The sequence below is a fragment of the Actinomyces sp. S4-C9 genome (assembly GCF_000758775.1).
Classification (GTDB): domain Bacteria; phylum Actinomycetota; class Actinomycetes; order Actinomycetales; family Actinomycetaceae; genus Gleimia; species Gleimia europaea.
Map to the genome: position 1 here is coordinate 32,181 of NZ_JRMU01000005.1, position 23,183 is coordinate 55,363.

At 55.8% G+C, this 23,183-nt stretch carries 20 protein-coding genes; 13 read left to right on the forward strand and 7 right to left on the reverse strand.

What is annotated here, in order from left to right:
• Positions 1-20: 20 nt before the first annotated feature.
• Complete coding sequence (gene pknB, locus HMPREF1628_RS02525; protein WP_232219361.1) at positions 21-2,228, reverse strand: Stk1 family PASTA domain-containing Ser/Thr kinase; 2,208 nt, start codon at positions 2,226-2,228, stop codon at positions 21-23.
• 51 nt (positions 2,229-2,279) lie between these two features.
• Here pknB and HMPREF1628_RS02530 point away from each other — a divergent pair, with 51 nt between their 5' ends.
• Positions 2,280-2,618, forward strand: coding sequence for an Rv2175c family DNA-binding protein (locus tag HMPREF1628_RS02530; RefSeq protein ID WP_034507452.1), 339 nt, complete (start codon positions 2,280-2,282; stop codon positions 2,616-2,618).
• Between the two features lie 33 nt (positions 2,619-2,651).
• Here HMPREF1628_RS02530 and HMPREF1628_RS02535 read toward each other — a convergent pair whose 3' ends face one another.
• A complete protein-coding gene (locus HMPREF1628_RS02535; RefSeq protein ID WP_052038794.1) occupies positions 2,652-3,746 on the reverse strand; it encodes a polyprenyl synthetase family protein in 1,095 nt (364 codons plus the stop codon).
• Positions 3,747-3,953: 207 nt separating this feature from the next.
• Between HMPREF1628_RS02535 and HMPREF1628_RS02540 the strand changes: the two genes are divergently transcribed.
• A complete protein-coding gene (locus HMPREF1628_RS02540; protein WP_034507455.1) occupies positions 3,954-5,945 on the forward strand; it encodes an RNA polymerase sigma factor in 1,992 nt (663 codons plus the stop codon).
• A 107-nt stretch (positions 5,946-6,052) separates the two neighbouring features.
• Here the strand turns inward: HMPREF1628_RS02540 and HMPREF1628_RS02545 are convergent, their stop codons facing one another.
• Positions 6,053-6,265, reverse strand: a complete 213-nt coding sequence (locus HMPREF1628_RS02545) for a DUF7455 domain-containing protein (RefSeq protein ID WP_034507457.1) — start codon at positions 6,263-6,265, stop codon at positions 6,053-6,055.
• 118 nt (positions 6,266-6,383) lie between these two features.
• Between HMPREF1628_RS02545 and HMPREF1628_RS02550 the strand changes: the two genes are divergently transcribed.
• From HMPREF1628_RS02550 to HMPREF1628_RS02560, 3 genes are all read left to right on the forward strand, one after another.
• On the forward strand, positions 6,384-8,504 hold the full coding sequence (locus HMPREF1628_RS02550; protein WP_034507459.1) for a DNA gyrase/topoisomerase IV subunit B: 2,121 nt from the start codon (positions 6,384-6,386) through the stop codon (positions 8,502-8,504).
• Between the two features lie 88 nt (positions 8,505-8,592).
• Entirely contained in the window at positions 8,593-9,612 is a 1,020-nt protein-coding gene (locus HMPREF1628_RS02555; protein WP_052038795.1) for a GNAT family N-acetyltransferase, read from the forward strand.
• A gap of 102 nt (positions 9,613-9,714) precedes the next feature.
• Complete coding sequence (locus HMPREF1628_RS02560) at positions 9,715-10,635, forward strand: hypothetical protein (RefSeq protein ID WP_052038796.1); 921 nt, start codon at positions 9,715-9,717, stop codon at positions 10,633-10,635.
• 112 nt (positions 10,636-10,747) lie between these two features.
• Here the strand turns inward: HMPREF1628_RS02560 and HMPREF1628_RS02565 are convergent, their stop codons facing one another.
• On the reverse strand, positions 10,748-13,162 hold the full coding sequence (locus tag HMPREF1628_RS02565; RefSeq protein WP_156956846.1) for a DNA gyrase/topoisomerase IV subunit A: 2,415 nt from the start codon (positions 13,160-13,162) through the stop codon (positions 10,748-10,750).
• A gap of 68 nt (positions 13,163-13,230) precedes the next feature.
• On the opposite strand from HMPREF1628_RS02565, the gene HMPREF1628_RS02570 reads away from it, so the two are divergent.
• On the forward strand, positions 13,231-14,370 hold the full coding sequence (locus tag HMPREF1628_RS02570) for an alkaline phosphatase family protein (RefSeq protein ID WP_034507464.1): 1,140 nt from the start codon (positions 13,231-13,233) through the stop codon (positions 14,368-14,370).
• Here the strand turns inward: HMPREF1628_RS02570 and sepH are convergent.
• On the reverse strand, positions 14,367-15,335 hold the full coding sequence (gene sepH / locus HMPREF1628_RS02575) for a septation protein SepH (protein WP_052038797.1): 969 nt from the start codon (positions 15,333-15,335) through the stop codon (positions 14,367-14,369). The two genes, HMPREF1628_RS02570 and sepH, sit on opposite strands and share 4 nt — an antisense overlap.
• A gap of 175 nt (positions 15,336-15,510) precedes the next feature.
• On the opposite strand from sepH, the gene HMPREF1628_RS02580 reads away from it, so the two are divergent.
• Genes HMPREF1628_RS02580 through HMPREF1628_RS02595 form a run of 4 tightly spaced genes read left to right on the forward strand, consistent with a single transcriptional unit; the run spans position 15,511 to position 17,537 of the window.
• Complete coding sequence (locus HMPREF1628_RS02580) at positions 15,511-15,810, forward strand: DUF4193 domain-containing protein (RefSeq protein WP_034507466.1); 300 nt, start codon at positions 15,511-15,513, stop codon at positions 15,808-15,810.
• 42 nt (positions 15,811-15,852) lie between these two features.
• A complete protein-coding gene (locus HMPREF1628_RS02585) occupies positions 15,853-16,518 on the forward strand; it encodes a DUF3710 domain-containing protein (RefSeq protein WP_034507469.1) in 666 nt (221 codons plus the stop codon).
• 4 nt (positions 16,519-16,522) lie between these two features.
• The gene (locus HMPREF1628_RS02590) at positions 16,523-16,831 is read left to right on the forward strand and encodes a hypothetical protein (RefSeq protein ID WP_156956848.1); all 309 of its coding nucleotides are present in this window, start codon (positions 16,523-16,525) and stop codon (positions 16,829-16,831) included.
• A complete protein-coding gene (locus HMPREF1628_RS02595; RefSeq protein ID WP_052038798.1) occupies positions 16,824-17,537 on the forward strand; it encodes a DUF3159 domain-containing protein in 714 nt (237 codons plus the stop codon). Before HMPREF1628_RS02590 ends, HMPREF1628_RS02595 begins: the two co-directional genes overlap by 8 nt.
• A gap of 52 nt (positions 17,538-17,589) precedes the next feature.
• On the opposite strand, the gene HMPREF1628_RS02600 is transcribed toward HMPREF1628_RS02595, so the two are convergent.
• Positions 17,590-18,258, reverse strand: a complete 669-nt coding sequence (locus tag HMPREF1628_RS02600; RefSeq protein ID WP_034507474.1) for a potassium channel family protein — start codon at positions 18,256-18,258, stop codon at positions 17,590-17,592.
• Complete coding sequence (locus tag HMPREF1628_RS02605; protein ID WP_034507476.1) at positions 18,259-18,924, reverse strand: potassium channel family protein; 666 nt, start codon at positions 18,922-18,924, stop codon at positions 18,259-18,261.
• A 53-nt stretch (positions 18,925-18,977) separates the two neighbouring features.
• Between HMPREF1628_RS02605 and HMPREF1628_RS02610 the strand changes: the two genes are divergently transcribed.
• From HMPREF1628_RS02610 to HMPREF1628_RS02620, 3 genes are all read left to right on the forward strand, one after another.
• Positions 18,978-20,822: a hypothetical protein gene (locus HMPREF1628_RS02610; RefSeq protein ID WP_034507479.1), complete on the forward strand. Its 1,845-nt coding sequence runs from the start codon at positions 18,978-18,980 to the stop codon at positions 20,820-20,822.
• Between the two features lie 9 nt (positions 20,823-20,831).
• Positions 20,832-22,109, forward strand: coding sequence for a class I SAM-dependent RNA methyltransferase (locus HMPREF1628_RS02615; protein ID WP_052038799.1), 1,278 nt, complete (start codon positions 20,832-20,834; stop codon positions 22,107-22,109).
• Positions 22,110-22,187: 78 nt separating this feature from the next.
• Positions 22,188-23,156 carry a D-2-hydroxyacid dehydrogenase gene (locus tag HMPREF1628_RS02620; protein ID WP_052038800.1) on the forward strand — a complete coding sequence of 323 codons (969 nt, stop codon included), beginning with the start codon at positions 22,188-22,190 and terminating at the stop codon, positions 23,154-23,156.
• The last annotated feature ends 27 nt before the right edge of the window (positions 23,157-23,183 follow it).

Sequence of the window (23,183 nt, forward strand, 5' to 3'; positions counted from 1 at the left end):
TCCCCCAAAGAGTTAGCGGATTAGACCACGCGGATTGTTACGGTTGAACCGACCTTAACTTCGGTTCCAACACCCGGATTAACGGTTGCCACCATGTCTACGAGCATGAATACGCGGTCTACGTTTACAACTAGCCCGAGCTCTTCTAAAGCCGCCTTAGCCTCGGCCTCCGACATTCGGATCACGTTGGGGATAGTGACGGTTTCCGGGCCTTTAGAGACAACAATTGAAACCGGGTCTGTCCGGTGCAAGGTCTCATCAGCAACCGGTGTTTGCGAGATGACAATGCCCTTCTCTACTTCGTTGCTGAACTCTTCGCTGGTATTTACCTGCAGCCCTGCATCAGAGAGTAACTGACTGGCTTCGGCAAGGGTCAGGCCTACAACTTTTGGTACCTTGATCGGCTCGCGACCCTTCGAGATAACTACGTCTATGGAAGTGTCGTGCTTTACGCTCTCACCGGGGGCAACGGACTGGGAAATGACCCGCCCCTTTTCGACATCTTCGTCGTAGGCCTCCTTCGTGTCGCCGCGGGTTAGCTTTGCTCCTTTAAGAAGCTCGTCAAGCTCTTCACTTGTGGCGTTGGTAAGGTCTGGAACCTCAACCATCTCAATGCCCTTAGAGAGCAAGATAGTAACAACGCCGGCCTTATGTACGCGCTCGTCGCTGGATGGACGCGTGTCAATAATGATGCCGGCGGGAACAACATCGTCAAACTTTTCTTCAACCACGCTTTGAATACCGAGAGCATCAAGCTTGGCGGTGCCATCCTTTAAATTTGCTCCAGCAATAGCGGGAACATCAATGTAGGAGCCGGGCCCGTACTCGAACCACCACCACGTGAAGCCGCTTCCAGCGGCAACAAGTAGCGTAATGATCGTGGCAATAACGAGTGGGGCCCGCCTGCTCTTTTTTGGCGCGGCGGGGATGGTGCGCACGGATGTGGTTGGTTTTGAGGCAGGCACGGGAAGTGCCACGGTCTCGCCCCGCAATTGGATTTTGTGAGTGGTTTCCGAGGTGACCTTGGGGGCAACATCCGCCTTGCGGCCAAGCAACGATTCGGGGAGCTGCGAACGGATCCGTACCAGGGTTTCTAACGCCTCCGCCGCGCTTTGTGGTCGATCATTGCGATCACGCGCGGTAAGTGAACAAACAAAATCGTCAACCTCGGAAGGGATCCACGATTCGAGCTTGGAAGGGGAAGGAATGTCCTTTTCTGCGTACGATTTCACGATCTGATAGACGGAAAGATCCTCGAAGGGCGTGTGGCCGGTAAGGATTTCATACAGCATGATGCCTACGGAGAACAGATCGGAACGAGCATCCGCGTGCTCGCCGGCGGCAAGTTCGGGGGCCAGGTACGCCACCGTTCCCATTACAGATCCGGTGGAAGCAGCCGAAACATCCGAGACGGCGCCTGCCAGGCCAAAATCTGCCACCTTCAGGTTTCCGTCGTTTGGTACGAGGACGTTTTCGGGCTTGATATCGCGGTGGATGACGCCGCCTCGGTGTGCGGCTGAGAGGGCCTGGAGAACGGTCTCGGTGACTGCCAGTGCGCGATCAAGGGTGAGCGCGCCCTCCTCGTTCAAAAGGGTACGCAGATTTGATCCGTGCACCAGCTCCATAACCAAATATCCGGATCCCTCAATAATGCCCTGGTCAAAAACTGTTACCACTGCGGGGTGGATGATACGCGCGGCAGAGCGGGCTTCCTTGCGGAATCTATTTACGTAGTCTGCTGACTGCGCGAGGTGGGGATGCATCACCTTAATGGCTACCGGGCGTTCCAGACGCTTGTCATATGCCACATACACGGTTGCCATGCCGCCACGGGCCAAAAGGCGCTCAATCTTGTAGCGCTCGTCCAGAACCATGCCAACGAGGGGATCGGTTAATGTAGGAGCCTCGTCTTTAGCTCCCAAGTTGGCGGTTTCATCCGCCTGTTCCTCATCATCGGATTGTTCAGTGCTGGCAGAGTCTTCCGTGCCCGGCGCGTCTTCCGTGGCAGGCAGTTGCATGTCTATGTCAGAGGTAACTTCGACCTCGGATTCTTCGGCATTTTCAGCTATGTCAGTAGGGTGCGCACTCTCCGACGCTGCTTCGTCTTCAGAGCCCGGCGCAGGGGGAGGCACCGTGTTGGGGTTTTCGTCATGCCCCGCTTGCTCACGCCAATTTTTAAACAATCCCACGCCGCGATTGTACGTGTAAACCTTGCAAATGTAGAACACCGCGGGGGTGTGCCTCCAACAAGGTGGCGGATTTACTTTAAACTCATAAGCATGATCGAATTATTGTCACAGCGTGAAGCGGCCGCGATGCTGGGTGTAACTCCCGCCCGTATCAAACAGCTCTGGGCCGAAAACGAGCTTTTGAAAGTCATGGAAGATAGCAAGCCAATGGTGCCTTCTCTTTGTATCGCACACGAGGAGGGGGTGCCGCGTCCTCTTAAATCGCTTCACGGCACGATGTTGATGCTGCTAGATGCCGGGTTTTCTCACGACGAGGCCACCGAATGGATCCTCTCCAACCACGATGGCCTTGAGGAGACCCCGCTGGAGCTACTTGCGAAGAACCGCGTGCGCGAAGTGCGTAACGCGATTTTGCCTCTTGCTTTCTAACCGCGAGGTCCAAACAGTAGAGCTTTTACATACCTAGAATTCGCGATTTAGCAGTACTTTCCCAAACTGGGTGAGGGCGGCCTCCCGCTCCTCGTCCAGTTTTAATTCGCGCATGTATTTGCGGCCTTCTTCGGCTAGGTTCGCAATAGCTTTCTCATGTTCGAGGCGTGCGCCAGAAGACTCAATAAGTTCTACCACGCGCGCAAGCTTCTCCTCAGACAAGTTTTGGTTGCCAAGTGCGTCTTCTAAAAATTCTCGATCCGCTCCGGTGGTGCGCGATAGTGCCATTGTTATGAGGATCGTGCGCTTGCCTTCGCGAATGTCTGATCCAGTGGGTTTTCCCGTAACTGACTCGTCGCCAAAAACTCCAATCTCATCGTCTCGCATTTGGAATGCGACACCCCACGCACGCCCAATTTTTTCGAGCATTTCAACGAACTGCGGGCTTGGATCTTGTAGGAGAGCACCCAGAACCAGAGGCCTCATCACGGAGTAGTGTCCAGATTTTAGTGCGATGACGTCGTAGACATAGCGGCGAAGTGCCTCGGGATCAGACAGTGGGTGTTTTTCGGTGAGGACGTCCAAGTACTGGCCCCACGCAACCTCGGCAGTAATTTGCGCCATGTAGCTGGAAATGCGGTGTGCGGTTTTCGCGTCAAGATCTTTGAGGCTGTGTTCGGTGGCCAGGTGGTTTAGGGAGAGCAACAGGTCGCCAACCAAGATTGCCACAGGCCCTGCCGTTTCCGCGCCTATCTCGCGCGCAGCCTGCACGTGTACGGACGGGATACCGCGCCTGGTTGGAGCATTATCGATGAAGTCATCGTGTACGAGGGCGGAGCTTTGGTAAAGTTCGAGCGCAGCGCCTAGATTCATCGCGGTTTCGCTATGGCCGACATCTTCGCCACCCGCAATAAAGTTACCGATGGAAACGCCGAGGGCGCGCAGGGCCTTGCCCGATCCCACGTACGAGCGAGCAAACGAGAGGAATCGATCAAGCTCCGGGTGTGGAGCCAGGGTTGCTGCAAAGGTATTGAAGAAATCCAAGGCTTGGTGGTTCATCACCGGTGCGAATAGGGCTTGGTTAAACGCGGGCTTCGCGGCGTTCGAGGCGTTTCGATCCGTTTTCATACTATAAAGATACCGAATCGAACGAGCAACGCCCTATCAACGGGGGTGAGGAGATTGGTTACCTCAGTTGGGCGAAAAATACAAGACCTGATTATAATTGGTTCTAGTTTCGTCTCTCACGATTAATCACAACCCGGTCAAGTGGTGCAGCCATGCGCCGATTAAAGAGTGAGAGGACCCTAATGTTCCCGTGGAAAGGAAAACTTCGTGGCAGTTTCTAAAGCCTCTAAGACTAATTCTAAGACCGCAGGATCCACCACTAGCGACGTTGAGGTAACTGAATCTACCGAGTCGAAGGCAACTAGAAAGCCTGCCGCGAAGAAGACTGCCGCTAAGGCCACCACCGCGACCAAGAGGACCGCGAATTCCAAGGCGACTACGGCCGCTAAGAAAACGGCCGTCTCGAAGAAGACTGCCACGGCAAAGAAGACCGCGACTACGAAGAAGGCCGCATCTGCTACAGAAAGCGCCGCTATTAAAGCTGAGGCGGATGGCGGCGCGGAAACCGCCAAGGAGGCTACAAAGGCCCCCGCAAAGAAAACGGCTGCTAAGAAGGCTCCTGCTCAGAAGGCGGCGACGAAGGCCGCTGCTAAGGCCTCTCCTAAGGCAACTGAGGTCCCGGCGGCTGAAGAAAAGCCAAAGCCAGCGCGTAAGACTGCTACTAAGACCACACGTAAGCCAGCTACTAAGAAGACGGCAACCAAGACAGCAGCGAAAACTGCTATCAAGGCAGAAGAGTCTGAAGTAGTTGAAGAAAAGCCGAAGGCTACGCGTAAGACCGCTGCCAAGACTACGCGAAAGCCGGCTGCCAAGAAGACAGCAACCAAGGCTAAGGCCAAGGCCGACGAACAGGCCGCTAAGAAGGCCGCGCCGGCGAAGAAGACTCCGAAGCGTGCAACCGCGAAGAAGGCGGCAGCTAAGCCTGCGGACGAGCTGAAAGTTAAGGACGAAAAACTTCAGGACGAGTCCGCAGATCTCGATGAGGACGCTCCCGAAACTTTTGAAGACGAGGATGTCGATGACGACCTCGATCTTGACTTGGATTCGGCCGATTCGGCTGAATCAGCTGAGCTTTCTGACGACGAAGATGACGAAGACGATGACGAGAGCGACGCGGAGGACGACGACAAAGACGACGATAAGGATGACTCAGATTCAGCTGGATCTCGTAAGCGCCGTTCGCGTCGTAAGAAGAGCGAGGACAAGCAGACCGAAAAGGTTGGTGGCTTCGTAGTTTCTGACTCGGATGACCGCGACGAGCCTGCACAGAAGGTAACTGTTGCAGGTGCAACTGCGGACCCGGTTAAGGACTACTTGAAGCAGATCGGTAAGGTCGCGCTTTTGAACGCGGAAGAAGAAGTCGATCTGGCCCGCCGCGTCGAAGCCGGTCTTTACGCCGAGCAAAAGATTTTGCGTGAGGGCGATGAGATGCCGTCCAAGCTCCGCCGCGAACTACAGATCCTGGTGCATGATGGCCAGCTTGCAAAGAATCACCTGCTGGAAGCAAACCTTCGTCTGGTGGTCTCTTTGGCCAAGCGTTACACGGGCCGCGGCATGCTGTTCTTGGATTTGATTCAGGAAGGCAACCTGGGTCTCATTCGCGCAGTAGAAAAGTTTGACTATTCGAAGGGCTACAAGTTCTCCACGTATGCAACGTGGTGGATTCGCCAGGCAATTACTCGCGCAATGGCAGATCAGGCCCGTACCATTCGTATCCCGGTGCACATGGTTGAAGTGATTAACAAGCTTGCGCGTGTGCAGCGGCAAATGTTGCAAGATTTGGGTCGTGAGCCCACTCCGGAAGAGCTTGCAGAAGAGCTTGATATGACGCCGGAGAAGGTCGTGGAAGTTCAAAAGTATGGCCGTGAACCGATTTCTCTTCACACGCCACTGGGCGAGGACGGTGACTCGGAGTTTGGCGACTTGATTGAGGACTCCGAAGCGATTGTGCCAACCGATGCGGTTGCGTTCACGCTCTTGCAAGAACAGCTCCACCGCGTGCTCGATACGCTGTCAGAGCGTGAGGCTGGCGTTGTGTCAATGCGCTTTGGTCTTGGCGATGGCCAACCGAAGACTTTGGATGAGATCGGCAAGGTGTACGGAGTTACCCGCGAGCGTATTCGCCAGATCGAGTCGAAGACTATGTCGAAGCTGCGCCACCCCTCCAGGTCGCAGGTGCTTCGCGACTACCTCGACTAGGTTTAGTACATCATTATGTGAGGCAAGTGTGCGTCTCACATACAAGAAGGGAGCGGCTCAAGGTGAGCCGCTCCCTTTTGAAGAAACTGTACGTAAAGTACGTGAGGCTAGTTGACCGAGGTGTATAGCTGGTCGGTGAAGTCACGAACCTCAAGCGCAGTCTTAGAGTATGAATCGCGAAGCTTTCGTGCGTGATGACCGCAGAACATTAGGGTGCCTGACTCCATTACGACCTCAACGAATGCCTGTGCGCCACAGAGGTCACAGCGGTCAGCGATTTTAAGCCCGGTACTTTCAGTAATGTTCGATTCGTATGTCATGCTTCCATTGTTGCAGTGCGCGAGCGGCAAGTCCTGTTTTGGCATTCGTTTTCGCGATCAGCTTAAGACGGCCGCGTGGGAATGTTAGTTTGGCCGGATTTTCGCCTAACATGTTTGCGTGGCTAGTAAGAATAAAACCCAATCTAACGCGTCAGAGTACACGGCAAGGCACCTTTCCGTACTGGAAGGCCTGGAGGCGGTTCGTAAACGTCCAGGCATGTACATTGGTTCAACGGATTCGCGCGGCCTTATGCACTGCCTGTGGGAGATCATTGACAACGCGGTAGATGAGGCGCTTGAGGGGTATTGCGACCACATTACCGTTACGCTCCACCCGGACTATTCGGTGTCGATCAGTGACAATGGGCGCGGTATTCCAGTTGATGAAGTGAAAGGTGTGGGCCTTTCCGGCGTTGAGGTTGTATTCACGAAGCTGCATGCCGGAGGTAAGTTTGGTGGCGGTTCGTACGGATCTGCGGGCGGTCTACACGGCGTTGGCGCGTCTGTAGTGAACGCTTTGTCTGCCCGTTTGGATGTGCAGGTAGATAGAGCGGGAAAGACCTACCAGATGTCATTCCTGCGCGGCGAGCCGGGCCGTTTTGATGATTCCAAGGATCGCACTCCAAACTCTCCGTTCACTCCGTTTGTGGATGCGTCCCAGCTGGATGTGGTGGGCAAGGCCGCTCGAGGTAAGTCGGGCACTCGCGTGCGTTTTTGGGCTGATTTCCAGATTTTCCCAAAGAATGAGGGATTCGACTTCGAGCAGCTACTTGGTAGAGCCCGCCAAACAACGTTCTTGGTTCCAGGCCTGGCTATCACGTGTATTGATGAGCGCGGTGACGAGGTTATCGAAGAAACACTCCAGTTTGATGGCGGAGTTGTTGACTTCGTCGATTTCCTGGCGGTTGATGGACCTGTTACAGAGACGATGCACATAACCGGAGAGGGCGTTTACAACGAGACTGTGCAGCGCTTGAACGAGGGTGGGCACCTGCAACCAGTTGATATTGAACGCACCTGCAACGTCGATATTGCGCTTCGGTGGGGCGTTGGCTATGACACGACGCAGCGTTCGTTTGTGAATATTATTGCCACTCCAAAGGGGGGCACGCACGTCCAGGGATTCGAAGCTGCGTTGCTCAAGGTGATTCGCGACCAGGTGGATAAGAATCAGCGGCGTTACAAGGTGACAAAGAAGGATGGGCGCATTGAGAAGGATGACATCCTGGCCGGTATGACGGCGGTTGTCACCGTGCGTTTCCCAGAGCCTCAGTTTGAAGGACAGACTAAGGAAGTACTTGGTACTCCGCAGGTTCGCCAGATTGTCAACAAGGTTGTGAGCGACTACTTCCAAACCCGTTTCAAGTCCAGTAAGCGCGACGTGAAGCAAACCAATGATGCTCTTATAGAGAAGATTGTGGGCGAGATGAAGGCCCGCGTTTCAGCGCGTGTACACAAAGAGATATCGCGTCGCAAGAACGCTCTTGAAACGTCGTCGTTGCCCGCAAAACTTGCCGATTGTCGCTCAAACGATGTGGATTCTTCCGAATTGTTCATTGTTGAGGGTGATTCGGCTCTTGGTACCGCAAAGTTTGCACGTAATTCCGAGCATCAGGCGCTGTTTCCGATTCGAGGCAAGATTCTAAACGTGCAGAAGAAATCCACTGCTGACATGCTCGCAAACGCGGAGTGTGCGGCGATCATTCAGGTGATTGGAGCTGGTTCGGGTAGAACGTTTGACCTCTCGGCCGCAAGGTATGGCAAGGTCGTTTTGATGACGGATGCTGACGTGGACGGTGCGCACATCCGCACCCTGCTACTTACTTTGTTCTTCCGTTACATGAGGCCTTTGGTGGAAGCTGGGCGGGTTTACGCGGCCGTACCACCGCTGCACCGAATTGAGGTGCCGAAGCAGGGTAAGAAACCGAAGGAGATTTTGTACACCTACTCTGAGGATGAGCTGACGCAAACGCTTGCCAGGCTGAATCGACAGGGACGCAAATACAAGGAACCGATCCAGCGGTACAAGGGTCTGGGTGAGATGGATGCGGACCAGTTGGCTGAAACCACGATGGATCCGGCTCACCGCACTCTTCGTCGAATCACGCTCGCCGATGAGGCCGCGCTCCTTGAGGCCGAGAAGGTTTTCGAACTTCTAATGGGATCGGAAGTGGCTCCTCGTCGTAGTTTCATTGTTGAGGGGGCAAACGACTTCGATAGGGAAAAGATCGACGCGTAAAGTATTTGGCGTCTTTAGCAGTTGTCTAGCGTAGGTAAAAGCTTGGCGTTGATTGGGTGGGCGTGAGCATGTCCTTTAGAATGGCGCCATGTCTACAACTTTGGCAGAAAGAACGGCACCGCTGATCGACGCAACCTACCCGCCAGCTAATTTGGGGCTCGAGTGGTCCGAAATTGAGCCGCGTGATGGTTATGACGCTGCCCGCCAGGTTCACAAGTGCGAGTTTTTTGATTCCACCCTGTTTTCCACTAGCGCGGATAGGATTGCTGATCTGCTGGTGACGGGCGAAGGCAAAGATGTGATTGTTGGTCGCGATGATCAGGGCAAGATCCAGGCCGTGGCCGTAGTCGAAGTTCTCCCGGCTGATGGGGAAGTGGCAAGAGTTGAGATTTCTAGCGAAGTTCACCCAGATTTTCGAGGGCGAGGCATTGGCCAGGCCATTTTGGAGTGGCAGAAGGCGCGCGGCGCACAGCTCCTGTTAGAAGCGTACGGTCCGGACTGTGAGCTACCTGCGCAGATCGCTACAAACGTTGATGGGCATCTGCTCCAGCGCGTGGCAGTGCTCGAGGGTGCTGGTTTTAAGAAGCAGCGCCAGTTCCAAGTGATGTACCGCGATTTGGAGGGCGAGGAACCCACGGTGGATGAGCCTCGCGGCGGCTACACGGTGGTTCCTTGGATCGCTGAGCTTGAAGCGCAGATAAGGGCCTTGCACCTACGCGCTTTTTCAGACCACTGGGGAAGTACCGCAGATGCTGCTAAATGGTGGGAGGATGCCATCGCGTCCATCGAGAAGCGATGGTCGTTTGTAGCAATTTCGCCCACCGGTGAGGTTTCTGGTTACATCCTCGTGGTGCGCCACCCGGCCCGGTGGCTCCACACCGGAATGAGCGAGGCTTACGCCGAACTTCTTGGTGTTGATCCAAACACGCGTGGATCCGGTCTCGCCCGAGCTCTGATTACGAAGGCTACGAAGGCCTCGTATGATTCGGGTATGCAACGAATGGGACTGGATGTGGATATGGATAATCCGCACGGGGCTCACAGTTTTTACGAACGGCTTGGATTTAAGGCCGTAGGCAACTACTTTGTTTATAGTCTTGATTTTTAGTCACGTGGTCTGAGATAGAGAGGATTCGTCATTCTAACGTCCCTGCCCGCGACTCCAGAAATGCTTGCGCCCGGTCTTGAATGTTCGTGGCGGTTCCTTGATGTGCGCGATTCTCGCATGCTTGCAGACTTGCAGCATCGCATTGAAAAGTCTGATGACCTTCCGTACCGTACTTCTGAAGAAGAGATAGCCGAGCTGTTTAGCTATTCTGATGAGTTTTTTGCAATCGGCGGGTTTATTGATGGCAAGTTGCGCGTGTACGGTTACATTCGGCTGTTTGATGACGAGCCTGTAGTAGCTTCGTGTCGAGGCGGGGTGGACCCGAAGTTCCGCGGTATCGGCTTTGGGCGGGTGCTCGTTGAATGGCATACGCAAACCGCAACCGCCGCGTTGCTAGCCATGGGCGGGGAGTCCAAACAGATTCTATTTAATGTTGAAGAGGGTCACCGCGTCCTCGAGGAGTATCTGCTGGAGTACGGGTATGAGTGGAATCGGTCGTACTTTGACATGCGCGCTGCGCTGGATGAGGAACCAGAGTTCGTAGAAGTAGATCCATTTATAACCATCGTTCCTTGGGACAGCGTTGGCGAGCATAAGATCGACCACGCGTTGGATCTCATCACGCGCGGCGAGGGCGGCCGCGGCGAGACCTACAAGTGGAGCGGTGAGGATCGCGCGGGTTTCATCCCCGAATGGTCTTTCGTAGCCGTTTCACACGCCGCGGATCGAGAAGCAATCGCAGGTCTGGTCATGGCGTCAAAGTACTCTCAAGATTGGTCCGTGCTGGGTTGGCGTGAGGGAACCATAGATATGCTAGCCGTGCTCCCAGAGTTCAAAGACCAAACCATCGCGCCAGCTCTCGTATCTGCATCGATGCGTGCGCAGAAGAAAGCGGGGATGGATGCCGTCCTCGCGGGGCTATCGTCGCTCTCATCGCCTTCAATGATGTCGGTTTACGATTCGCTGGGGTTCGCCACGGTTGCAACGTCCCGGGTATATACGCTTGCCGTAACCGAACAATAGGCGTGTTGCCGGCAATAATGCCGCATCCGCTAGCTTCATCAGACCTATTAAAGCGCGGAAGCTGAATACAGCTTCCGCGCTTTCGTGTACTACGCCCCAGTTGTAAGTAGCGCTATGCCAGCGAGGCAACCGTCTTCGTGATCGGCGTTCCAGAGCCGTCACGGCGTTCGTCCGCCTCAGGTAGCTCGATGGGAGACCCGGTAGAAGAAGCTGCAAGTGCAACGCCGGGGCATACTCGAGCGAGTGCAAGCGCGTCCTCACCTTTCAAGAAACGGTGGCAACGCACGCCCCGCGTCGCGCGTCCCTTCTCGGGGAATACTTCGCCCTTCGTGACCTTCAAAGAGGTTTGGGTGGGGTAGAGCATGCCATCGTCGGCGGCCGCAACGGTTACGACCTCGGCTGCGTCCAAAGCCGTGAACGCTGCCTCGATGACACTGGCTCCATCGGCGAGTTTCATGCCGGCCACACCTCCTGCTACGCGTCCTTGCGGGCGGATCTTGCCTGCTGGCGTGCGCAGAAGCTGCGCATTAGAAGCGATAAACACAACGTCTACTTCGTCGGGGCAGGGCGCTACAAACAGCACTTCGTCGCCATCAGCGAGGTTCATGACCTCAAACTCGTCGGATTTGGCGAACTCGGGTCGCATGCGTTTGATGACGCCCGCCTTTGTGACTATGCCGGTGATTGCTTCGCCTTCAAGATCGATGAGGCCCCGTGGCTCAATGTCGCGGCCAAGCAGGTGGCTGGCAGATACCGCGGCTGCAAACGAAGCGTTTGAGGCGGTCCGAGGCACAGCGGGTAGATCAACCACGTGGAGGCGGTGGGCTAGGCCCGCGCTATCCACTACAGCAATCTCGCCGCGCGTGGTGGTGGGGATCGCTACCCGATAGGTGTCCGCTACGGCTCGGGCTTCGGTTTTCTCAAGGGGCTCGTTGCCCTCAACACGAATGAGACCGCCGTCAGGAGTAAGCACCACTGTTGCGGGCCCGTCAGGAATTTCCAAAGGCACGGCGCTCTTGGCAGTAGTGGTGACTTGCGCAGCGTCGGCCGATAGCAGCATGGTCCGCCGCGGAGTGGACAGACGCTTGGACACTTCCAAAAGCTCGTCTTTAACGACGCCCCGCAGTACTTGTTCGGAGCCCAAGATCTCATCGAGTGCGCGTATCTCGGCTTCTAACTCGGCCTTCTCGGTTTCCAGCTCGATCCGGGAGAACTTGGTGAGCCGGCGCAGGCGTAGCGACAGGATGTGGTCGGCCTGGATCTCATCCAGTTCGAAGGCAAGCATGAGGCGCGAACGCGCTTCATCTACATCGTCGGAGGAGCGAATGATCGCAATCACGTCGTCGATGTCAAGGATCGCAACCAGGAGGCCTTCTACCAGGTGGAGGCGGTCCATCGCCTTTTGCCGGCGGAACTGCGACCTGCGCCGCACTACTTGGTAGCGGTGGTCGAGGTAAACCTCAAGCATCTCTTTAAGACCAAGAGTTTGCGGGCGTCCATCAACGAGGGCTACGGCGTTTACAGAGAACGAATCTTCAAGTGGTGTGAGCCGGTATAGCTGCTCCATCACAGCCTCAGGATTGAAACCGTTCTTGATTTCAATTACTAGGCGCACGCCGTGGTGGCGATCCGTTAGGTTTGTGACGTTTGAGATTCCCTGAAGGCGCTTAGCATTCACCTGATCTTTGATGCGTTCTATAACGCGCTCTGGACCAACCATGTAGGGTAGCTCGGTGACAACTAGGCCACGCTTGCGGGGAGTCACTCGCTCCACGTTCATCTTGGCACGAACTTTGAATGAACCGCGGCCGGTGGTGTAGGCCTCCTCAATGCCTTCCTGCCCGATAATGATGCCGCCCTCGGGAAAGTCCGGGCCGGGCACGAAGCGCATGAGGTCAGAAACTGTGGCATCCGGGTTATCAATCAGGTGGGTGGTTGCAGCGATGACCTCACCGAGGTTGTGCGGAGCAATATTTGTAGCCATGCCTACCGCAATGCCGGATGCGCCATTGACTAAAAGGTTTGGAAATCCGGCTGGTAAAACATCGGGCTGGGTTAGACGGCTGTCGTAGTTTGGCACGAAGTTAACGGTGTCTTCATGCAGGTCTTTCACCATGTCGAGGGCGGCAGGGGCAAGGCGAGCCTCCGTGTACCTCGCGGCAGCCGGGCCGTCATCTAGCGATCCGAAGTTACCGTGCCCATCAACGAGGGGAACGCGTAGGTTGAAGTCTTGTGCAAGACGTACGAGGGCGTCGTAGATTGCCGCGTCACCGTGCGGGTGAAGCTTACCCATCACCTCGCCAACAACACTTTGCGACTTCACGTGGCCGCGTTCGGGGCGAAGCCCCATTTCAGACATTTGATAGAGGATACGGCGTTGCACGGGCTTCGCGCCATCACGTGCATCCGGAAGTGCGCGAGCGTAGATTACAGAGTAGGCGTATTCGAGGAAGGATCCTCGCATTTCGCTGGAAACATCAATCTCTACAATGTGTTCGTCTACGCTGGTATCAACCGTTTTTGGCATAACTCTCATTGTGTCAAAAAGTTTGCGCAACTGAAATTTAAGCGAGGGTATGTCTGTTGGAAGCGGCTATGAGTTTGGATAAAGCGCAGGCTATGCGAGCCTCGCAACCGTCTATCTGCGATATTTTGCCCGTGGTTTTTGGAGCGTGGGGAGTGAGCGGGCCAACGCCGCAGTCTGAGGTGCAGCGCGAGTGCCTTGCAAACTATCTGCAGTTGGAACAGGGCCAGCAAATCCTCGTGGTGTTGATTGACGGTTTTGGTTTTGACCTTGTAACGAACCATTTTCCTTACACGCCGTTTTTGCGCTCGCGAAAAGCCGACATGTTGAGGGCGTGTACCGTTCTGCCCTCAACCACCGCCGCGGCTATTTCGTCTTTTGCAACCGGCCTTATGCCCGGAAAGACGAATATGGTGGGCTGGTCTGTGAAAGACGGTAGCCAGGTAACTACGCTTCTTACCTTCGAAAACGCGAGTGTTCCTCCGGAAAAATGGCAGGCGAATCCCACCATGTTTGAGGTCGCGAGCCGCGTTGGCATAAGCTCTGCCGCAATCATGCCGCAGCGGTTTGCCGGATCAGGTTTAACCATGGCGGCCCTTCGCGGAGCACGCCCGGTAGGTGCGCAGACCCTTGACGAGCGAATAGACGCGGCAATGCAACAGCTACGCGAGGGCGCGGCGGTTGTCTACCTGTATTGGTCTGACCTTGACCACGCTGGGCACGGTTTTGGTACAGACTGCGACGAGTGGGTTGCCGAACTCGAGCTGGTGGACGCGGCGCTCGCACGCATAAATAGAGAACTGCCAAAGGGCGTGTGCGCGCTTGTAACGGGCGATCACGGCATGGTTAACACGCGGCCGGAAAGGCGCATAGACGTGGCGCAAAATCCGCATTTGCAGCAGGACTTAAAGCTGATCGCAGGCGAGGGCAGAGCCGTGCATATCCACGCGGCCACCAACCCCAACGAAGTGATCGGCCGCTGGAGAGACGAACTGGGGGAGCGCGCCACCATCGTGCAGGGTGGCGAAGTAGTAGAAATATTGGGCGGTGAAAGCGGAGCAACACTTACGGGTGATGCCGTGGCATTCATACACGATGACTGGGTGGTGGTGGATTCACGCACTCAGCCTAAAAAGTCGATAGACCTAGTGGGGGTGCACGGCTCGTTCAGCTCTGCTGAGCTTGCCATTCCGATCCTCAGGTTCGATTAGTTACTGCGCGTGCCAAAAACGATTTCGTCCCACGAGGGGACCGAGCGGCGCTTACCACTACGATTGTTCTTCTTTGGTTCAGGCTCTTGAACTTCGAGTTTTTCAAAGCCGGGCAACGCGTCACTGTCTTCGCTTACAACCGGCTGCGGCTGGGCCGGTTCGGGTTCGGCGATGGGCTCCTCGGCCTCCACCTTCGACTCAGGCTGGGCTGGTTTAGGGAAGCGCAACAGCGATGGCTTCTCAACGGTCTCAGTTTTACTTTGCGATTTCGATTCCCTGCGTCGGCCTCGTTTCGAAGCCAAATCGCCAAGGATCTTCTCGACGTCGTCAGGTGAGGCCGCTTCTCCCGGCGTGTTGGTAGGAGCTTCGCCTTCAGGCAGACTCGTCACATTGGTGGCGGCGGGAGTGGTGGTTTCGGTAAGCCAGCGCGCTTCTTCATCCAGTGCGCAAATAAGGACACCGCGGTTGGATACCTGCCAGGAGGCGCGGCGCTCGGTGGCTGCCTGAACAAATGTTAGGTGCAGCTCCCACGGGCGGTCGCCCTCGCGTAGCGCGGTCCAGGAAAGGGAGTGGGCATCGACGCCTCGGGTTGCGAGTCTGTCGATTACCAGGTCGCCCAGTTGGGGTGCTCCCGCCTCGCCACCGACGGGCTCGGCCAATGCGGCGGACACGATGTAGTTGCGTTCGGTGACAATCGGCGCAAGAAAGCGATTAATGCGGTCAATGTCGATGTCATAGTTCGCCGCGATTTCGGCGGCTGGCATGCCCGCACGCAGAAGTTGCTGGATTTCGCGAGGACGCAGGACGGACCCGGATTTGGGAAATGACTCGAGCTTCAGCTCACCTCGCCTGATCGCTGCCTTGAGAGCATCATCCACAACAATCATGTAGCGTTCGCCGTCTTTATCGGTAAAAACCAACTGCGAACCATCCCCGTGCGGGCCTAAAAGTTCAAGCTCGATCATTAATCCTCCGTCCCTAGTATGAAGCATGGCACCTAAGTGGCTCTCATCGTGCTACATTATGCGCGTGTCGCTTGTCGGTTGCGTTCATTGCTGAAATCAATGCTAATATCCCCGCGCGGCATTAATATGCAGTAACAGCTGTTGTGTCCACCCAGATGAGTATGAAGAGGTAACCATGGCTACAGATTACGATGCGCCTCGTAAGAACGATGATGATGTTTCGGAAGACTCTCTCGAAGAACTGAAGAGCCGTCGCAATGACCAGGGCTCGAATGTGGTCGATGAGGATGAGAACGAGATTGCAGAAGATTTCGAACTACCGGGCGCAGATCTATCTAATGAGGAGCTCACAGTTCGGGTTGTTCCGCGTCAAGATGACGAGTTCACCTGTTCGGAGTGCTTCTTGGTACACCACATTTCGCAGCTTGCCTACGAGCAGGATGGGCTGCCTGTATGCACCGAGTGTGCGGAGTAGACTGGCCGTTCGGTAGGTTTTGATTGTAGTAGGTGAAATTTAGTGGCGTTATTCAAGCGCAAGAAGAAGACCGAGGACGTGGCGCAGGCCCGCGACGAAGAACCGCTGGCAGATGACGCGTCTGCTGAAGCCGGCGGAGCGCAAGCCCCGGAGCACGGGCCTTTCGACATCAGCCAGCGTGACGTTTCTAAGGGATACATTGACCTTGGGCCACTAAAACTTCCCGCTATTGCAGGAATTCAAATCCAGCCCGTGTTCTCGCCGGACAAAACCATTTTGCGAATGAACGTGGTGATTGGTAATTCCGTCATGCAGATGATGGTGATTGCGAATCCGAAGTCCGGTGGTGCAGCCCAGGAGGTGCTACGCGCCACGAAAGAAGCGCTGGAACAGCAGGGTGCCAAGGTTGAGGTACGCGAAGGTCCATGGGGCGAAGAATTGGTTGCGCACACGGTGGTGAAGACCCAAGATGGGCGCGATGCAATAGCTCCGAGCAGGATCTTCACTATTGAGGGTAACCGTTGGGCGTTGCGTATTGACCTTGCGGGTGCTGCTCTGTCCGATGAGAAAGCTTGGGAGCCCGTTGCGGCGGTCATTTCTGGCCTCGTTATCGAACGTGGTGACGCGCCGCGAGCACCGCTTTCGGTAATCCCGTTCACGCTTCCATCAGAGCTTACGGCGGCTTCTGAGCCGCAGGACGATAAGTAGTAGGTTGACTCTTCCAACGCGATTAGTAGACCAGCCGCGCACTGCTATCGCGGCATTGAAACCGCGGATGCGCGCGGTGGTTTCGGGGCGAGTGGTTGCCATAACGTACCCGATTGAAGGCGCGTCGATGACGCTACGGGCACACTTGAAGGATGATACGGGTACCGTCATTGTTGCCTGGCCGGGTAGGCGTGAGATTCCGGGCATTCACGTTGGTGCCCGCATGGTCGCCCAGGGTAACGTGATGCAACAGTTTTCTGAGCAGCTTCTGTGGAATCCTCATTTTCAAATCCTGGGGGACGATGATGAGTGATTTGATCGACGAGGCGGCAGGCAATCCCGGCGGTAAGAGCAAATCTTTAGCCAGCCAGCTTAACGCCGATCAGTTTGACGCGTGGCAGGCGGTTGGCGGAGTGCGCGGCGCGATCGAATCCGTGCTTCCGGTGTTGGTGTTTGTGGTTGCTTACGTGATCACGATGGACCTGAAATGGCCACTCATTTTGGCAGGCGGCATTTCGGTAGTGCTGATTTTGGTTCGGCTGGTAAGTCGGCAGCCAGTCACATACTCAGTTTCCGGGTTCGTGGGCGTAGCCATCGGAGTTATTTGGGCCCTGTGGTCGGGTAGGGGCGAGAACTTTTTCGCTTTTGGCATCATTACTTCAGCCGCGTATGGGCTGGCAATTATGGTGGCTAATTTGGTCCGCTACCCGGTGGTGTCGATGGCGCTGACAGCGGTTTGGCAATTGCGCTGGAAGTGGTGGCAAAATCCGGGCTCGCTTGATCGTTTGGCAAGGGTATCGCGAAATCTGTCATGGTTGTGGTTCGCCCTATTCGCCTTGCGGTTCTTGGTGCAGATCCCGCTGTGGCTGGGCGGCCAGGTTGCGATGCTCGGAACGGCCAAATTGCTTCTGGGACTGCCCCCATTCCTCCTCGTCGCTTGGGTTACATGGGTTCAGTTACGCCCGTATAGGGAAGTCGTGCAGACGGAGTCCAAGGGCAACGCGACAGCTGCCGACTAGATCGGTGCGCGCTTTCTAAACTTGCATCGGGGAGAAGCCCTACGCGCCCGGCCTATTTGGAGCCGAACACCTGCTCGACGTCTTGGCCAAGAGACTTTTCAAATGAAGACAGCATTAGAACCACTTCGTCTCCGGCGGCAAGTTCGAACTCGTCCTCATTATCAACGGGCGCGTCGTCACGCAGTACGGTGAGCACGCGCGCATCGGAAGGCAGACCCAACTGGGCGATCTTCTTTCCGCTTGCGCGTGAATCAGCGGGAAGCGTTATGGCATAGATTGCGGTGCCGGCCTCGTGGAACTGGAAGAGGCGAACTAAAGCGCCAACGCTCACGGCTTCTTCAACGAGGGCGGTCATGACGCGCGGGGTGGAAACGGGTACGTCAACGCCCCAGGTTGAGTTGAACATCCACTCGTTTTTTGGGTTGTTCACGCGGGCAACAACGCGGGGCACGCCAAACTCTGTTTTGGCTAGCAAAGAGATGACGAGGTTTGCTTTATCGTCTCCGGTTGCGGCAACCATGACGTCACAGTTGCCCACGTTTGCGGCGTCAAGAGTTTCGGGCGAGCAGGCGTCTGCCAGGATCCAATCAGCTTCAGCCACAGTGGCGACACGCATCTGGTCGGGCAGACGATCAATGAGGGTAACTTCGTGTTTCTTGAGTAGAAGTTCGCGCGCGATAGAGCGCCCAACCGAACCTGCTCCGGCGATTACGATAAGCATTTATGCTCCCACTGCTGGATCGTTAGCAAGGATTTCGCGGATCCTGGTTTCCTCAGCCAGTGAGATCGCGAAGTAAAGTTCGTCATTTTCTTGAACGATTAGGTCATCGTTAGCCACGTCCATGTGGCCTTGGCGGGACACGAACACAACGGGGTATTCGGTTAGCTGGCGAACCATAGCGAAGGACAATCCGTACCAGCTAGATTCAGGCCGGGCGCAAACCAGGGCAACATCTCCGGTGGGGTGCGTCCACACGCGGCTCACGTCCGGCGGCATCATCCAAGACAGCACTGCTTCGGTTGTTCGCCGCACCGTGGCAATGGTGGGAATACCAAGCTTTTCGTATACTTCCGCACGAGTCGGGTCATAGATCCTGGCCACAACGCGTTCAACTTTGAAGGTTTCACGCACCACTCTTGCAGAAATGATGTTCGAGTTATCTCCGTTAGACACTGCCGCAAAAGCGTAGGCATCTTCAATACCGGCTTGCCGTAGCGTGTCGCGGTCAAATCCTACGCCAGTCACGCGTCGGCCAGTAAAGTTTGCGGGCAGACGCCGAAAGGCCTCGGGATTTTGGTCGATTACAGCCACCGAGTGGCCTCTTTGATCTAAAAGCGTGGCAAGCGTTGTTCCAACGCGCCCGGCTCCCATGACAACAAAGTGCATTTAATAAAACTATCAAGAACGCGCTCGCTTCGTGTGCCTGTAGAGTTGGGGACATGACATCAACGAGCGCGGGTATTAGGCGAGCGAAGGGCGGAGCATATCCGCTGGCGCGAGCATCCGCATTCCTCGCTTCGGCTTCGCTACTGGTTTTGATCCCAATTTGGCAGCCGGATGCGCTACTGCACGTGCTGTCACCACTGGGCTACCTAGACGCCTCAATCGCGGCGTGGCTCACCGTGTTTGCGGTTCCGCTTATTGCGCTAATCGCGATTTCTGACATTCCGGTTCTACTAGCCAGACGCCGGTACGTAGGGGACTTCGCGGGCGTCGATGATTCGCTTGGCACCCGAATGTCCACTCTCACGGCGGCGGCGCAACTTTCTGAATACATCGTGACGTTCGCTATCGCAGGGGCCTCGATTAGTTTCTTGCTCGGATCCATGTGGCCCGTGCTTATTCCCGCGCGCACGCCGATTGCAATATGCGCCGTTGTTGCCATTGCAATGCTGCAGACCTTCCAAGTGGCGCCGCGCTCGACCAGGGGCGGTGCAACCATAGTTGTGCTTAGCTTCCTCCTACTGCTGTTTTTGACCGCCGGCATGATCGGGTCATCGCCGTACTTCTCGCAAACCTCCTCGGCAGACCTTGCGATAGTCACAACCGAGGTTGGAAGCCGCTCGCCGTTTGCGCGTGGAATCGTGCCTGCCCTTGGCCTTGGGCTTGGCGTTGTCCTCGCCCCCGCGCTGCTCCTTAGACACCTAACCGCAGACCTTTCTTACTTTTCTTACCCGCATGTTAAGCACGCTGGTATTGCAAAAATTTCAATGAGCCTAGCTGCCTCGATGACGGCCATGCTCGCCATGCTCAACATCCGCGACGTCGATTCTGCGCGGTTCATTGGACGGCGCAACACCTTCTACGCGGCCCTGCGCACGGTAGGCGTGGAAGAATGGTTCTTGCTGGTTACGACGATCGTTTTGATTATTACGGCAATAGCATCAGCGAGGACGGTGCTGCACAGCGCGGACAAGCTTAGTGGTGAACTAGCCAACTTCCATCTGCTTCCCGTCCACCTCATGAACGATCCAACAAGGATGGCGTTTACCCCCTTCATCTTCACCCTTGGAGCCATTGGTCTGATACTGGTGGGATCGGCCCAGTTTCGTATCCTCGTTCCAATGCTTGCAGTGTCAGGGTTCTTATCGCTCACCCTAACCCGGTGGTCAACCGTGAAATTCTGGAACGCGAAACTGAAAAATGAAGGGCACTTCCCAGAGAGGAACAAAATGAGACGTGCGCGTCTGATGGCACTAGGCGGCCTCGTGATCAGTGTGGTAGTGCTCGTGCTAGTCGTAGCCTCTGGCATCTTCGAGGGGGCCTGGGTAGTGGCCGGGCTCATTCTGCTGCTCTACTTCATGCTGTACGCCGTACGCCGCCACTACCTAAACTACGGAGTTGGCGCCGGTGAAACCACCACTGACGATCCAATCACGCCCGGGCGTGTACACTACATGATCATCGCGCAAAGTATGGGGCCAGCGCTCACACGCGCAACCAAATGGATCAAATCGACCAGACCGTACTCGATCGAGCTGATCCATGTAGATACCGGCGGCAGTGATAGTGAAGAAGCGCTCAAGAAATGGCGCGAGGAAAACCTCGGAGCGAACCTCACCGTCCTCGATGCCGGCCCTTCTAGGCCAACCGAAGCAATCATCGAGCACGTGCGTCGAACCCGGGCAGCACACCCGAACCGACTCGTAAACGTGGTGCTCCCTCATGTAGTGTTCAAAACCGCCTTACTTGGGCGCTTGCACAACACGGAAATGAAACACCTCGAAAAGACACTCCTAGACGAACCCGGCGTGTTGGTAACACTCGTGCCCTGGGCAGATTAAGGAAAGATAATGCACACCAACGGTGAAAGCCCCGACATCATCAAACAGGTCAGGGCGATACGTCCCGCCCATGGGGGAACATGCTTCTCACTCGTGGATGGCCGGCCCCTGTTCATCTCCGGAGCAATCCCGGAAGAGCTCGTAGACGTGCGCGTAGATAGCCGCCGCTCCAAAGTTTCCTACGGAAGTGCCATAAATATTTTGGAGCCTTCCGAACACCGCGTGGCGCATATTTGGCCCGAGGCCGCAGCGAGTGGTGTAGGCGGCGCAGACCTCGGACACGTTGCCCTCGAATACCAGCGCGAATGGAAAACGGAAGTTATTAAAGACCAGTTGGCGCGAGTCGGGGGAGCAAACACCCTCGAGAGAGTCATAGGCGCCGTGGGAGAAAGCGCCCTGCAGGTTCACCCGGCAAGTGACCCTCGCGGCTTAAACTGGCGCACTCGAGTTGATTTTGAGGTATCACGGGCAAGGCGCCTCGCAATGAAGAAAGAAAACTCAAACGAGCTGGTCGAAATTGAAACCATGCCTCTCGCTGTGGAACCGATCCTCGAGCTTGGCATGTTAGGCGATACTCCCTGGAAGCAGTACCTGCGTCCCGGCAAGAAAGTTCGCATAGTTGCCCCGGGCGATGGCGGACGCCGGGTTGTAATCGGTAACCAGGTATTTAACGGCGCAAACCGGCGCGTAGGTGACCGGGCCGATTGGCAGGTGCGCGCTCGCGGAACGGTTGAGAAGTTCTCGGTGGCTGCCTCGGGCTTTTGGCAGGCTCACGTTAGCGCTCCTGCTGACCTGGTAGAGCTCGTGCTTGACGGTGCGCGCGTGCAAGAGGGCGACGCCGTGATTGAACTTTACGCCGGGGCGGGACTGTTCACTAAGTTCTTGGGCCGCGAGCTTGGACCGCGCGGCGCTATCGTGTCGATTGAGGGATCAAAAGAAGCAGTTGGCTACGCTAGGGAGAACCTTCGCGGGGTTGAGGTTGATCGTGATCTGCGTGCCGGACGGGTGAACTCAAAATCCATAATGCGCGCATGGTCTGACCTGGGGGAGAGGCCGCGAACTATCGTTTTGGATCCTCCTCGCAGTGGTGCCGGTAAAGATGTCATAGGTGCGCTCGCGGCGGTGGGAGCCAGCCGGGTTGTGCTGGTGTCCTGTGATCCGGCCGCGGGTGCGCGTGACCTCGCCGGCCTTTTTGACGCCGGATATGAATTAGAGGTGTTCACTGCCCTCGACCTGTTCCCGCAAACCCACCACGTGGAGATAGTTTCCGTTCTGACTCGAAAGTAACCTCGTGCCAAACTAGCCGAGCCGTGCGTCTTGGCGTAAATGTAGTGTGGAATAAAGCGTCTACTAGGAGAAACTGCGATGATTGCGATAACCGATAGCGACGGCTTTGTGAAGATCGATGCTGAGCAAATTGACCAGGCTATGCGCCAGGAGTTTGGGAATGCGGAAGAGTGGAAGGTTTACTCCGATTTTGATTCGATGCTTCCCGATAAGGAGAACATCGAAATCATCTTGAATAACGCGCCCTTGAACTCGGCAAAGCTAGATCAGTTCCAGAACCTGCGTTGGGTGTTTTCCTACTCTGCGGGTATAGATCGCTATCCGCTGCGCGAACTTTCTAAGATGGGCGTGGTTTTGACCAACACCTCTGGCGTGCAGGCAAAGCCCATCGCAGAACAGGTTTTCGGCGCAATGATCATGTTCTCACGCAACCTGATAACCGCGTTCCAAAACCAAGCGGATAGGGTCTGGGATCAGACCATTGCGGTTAGTGAACTAGCCGATCAGAAACTCTTGATCGTCGGAGCTGGGGCGATCGGGCGCGAAATTGCTCGCAAGGCAAAAGCCTTCGACATGCACGTTACCGGTATCCGAAATCGCCTTACCGATGAGCTCCCTCAGTACTTCGACGCCATGTTTACCATGGATTCGCTGGAATCCCTCCTGCCTCAGGCAAACTACGTTGTATGCGTACTTCCTTCCACAGACGCCACCCGAGGACTCTTCGATTCCTCCAAATTTGCGCTAATGAACGGCGAGGCTGTTTTCATAAATGTTGGGCGCGGTGATCTTACCGTTGAAGAAGACCTCGTTGCCGCGCTGAGGGCGCAAACGCTAAAGGGCGCTTACCTAGATGTGTTCGCCACGGAGCCGGTTCCGAAAGATTCGCTGCTGTGGGACCTGGATAACCTATTGATGACTCCTCACAACTCCGGTCCGAGCCAGCACTACTTCAAGCGCGCGTTCGCGATATTCGCCCAAAACCTTCGCCGTTATCGCCGCGGCGAGCCTCTCATCAACCAGATCAACTACGACCTCAAATACTAATCAGTAGTGAACCGTCCTTGCCGTGCT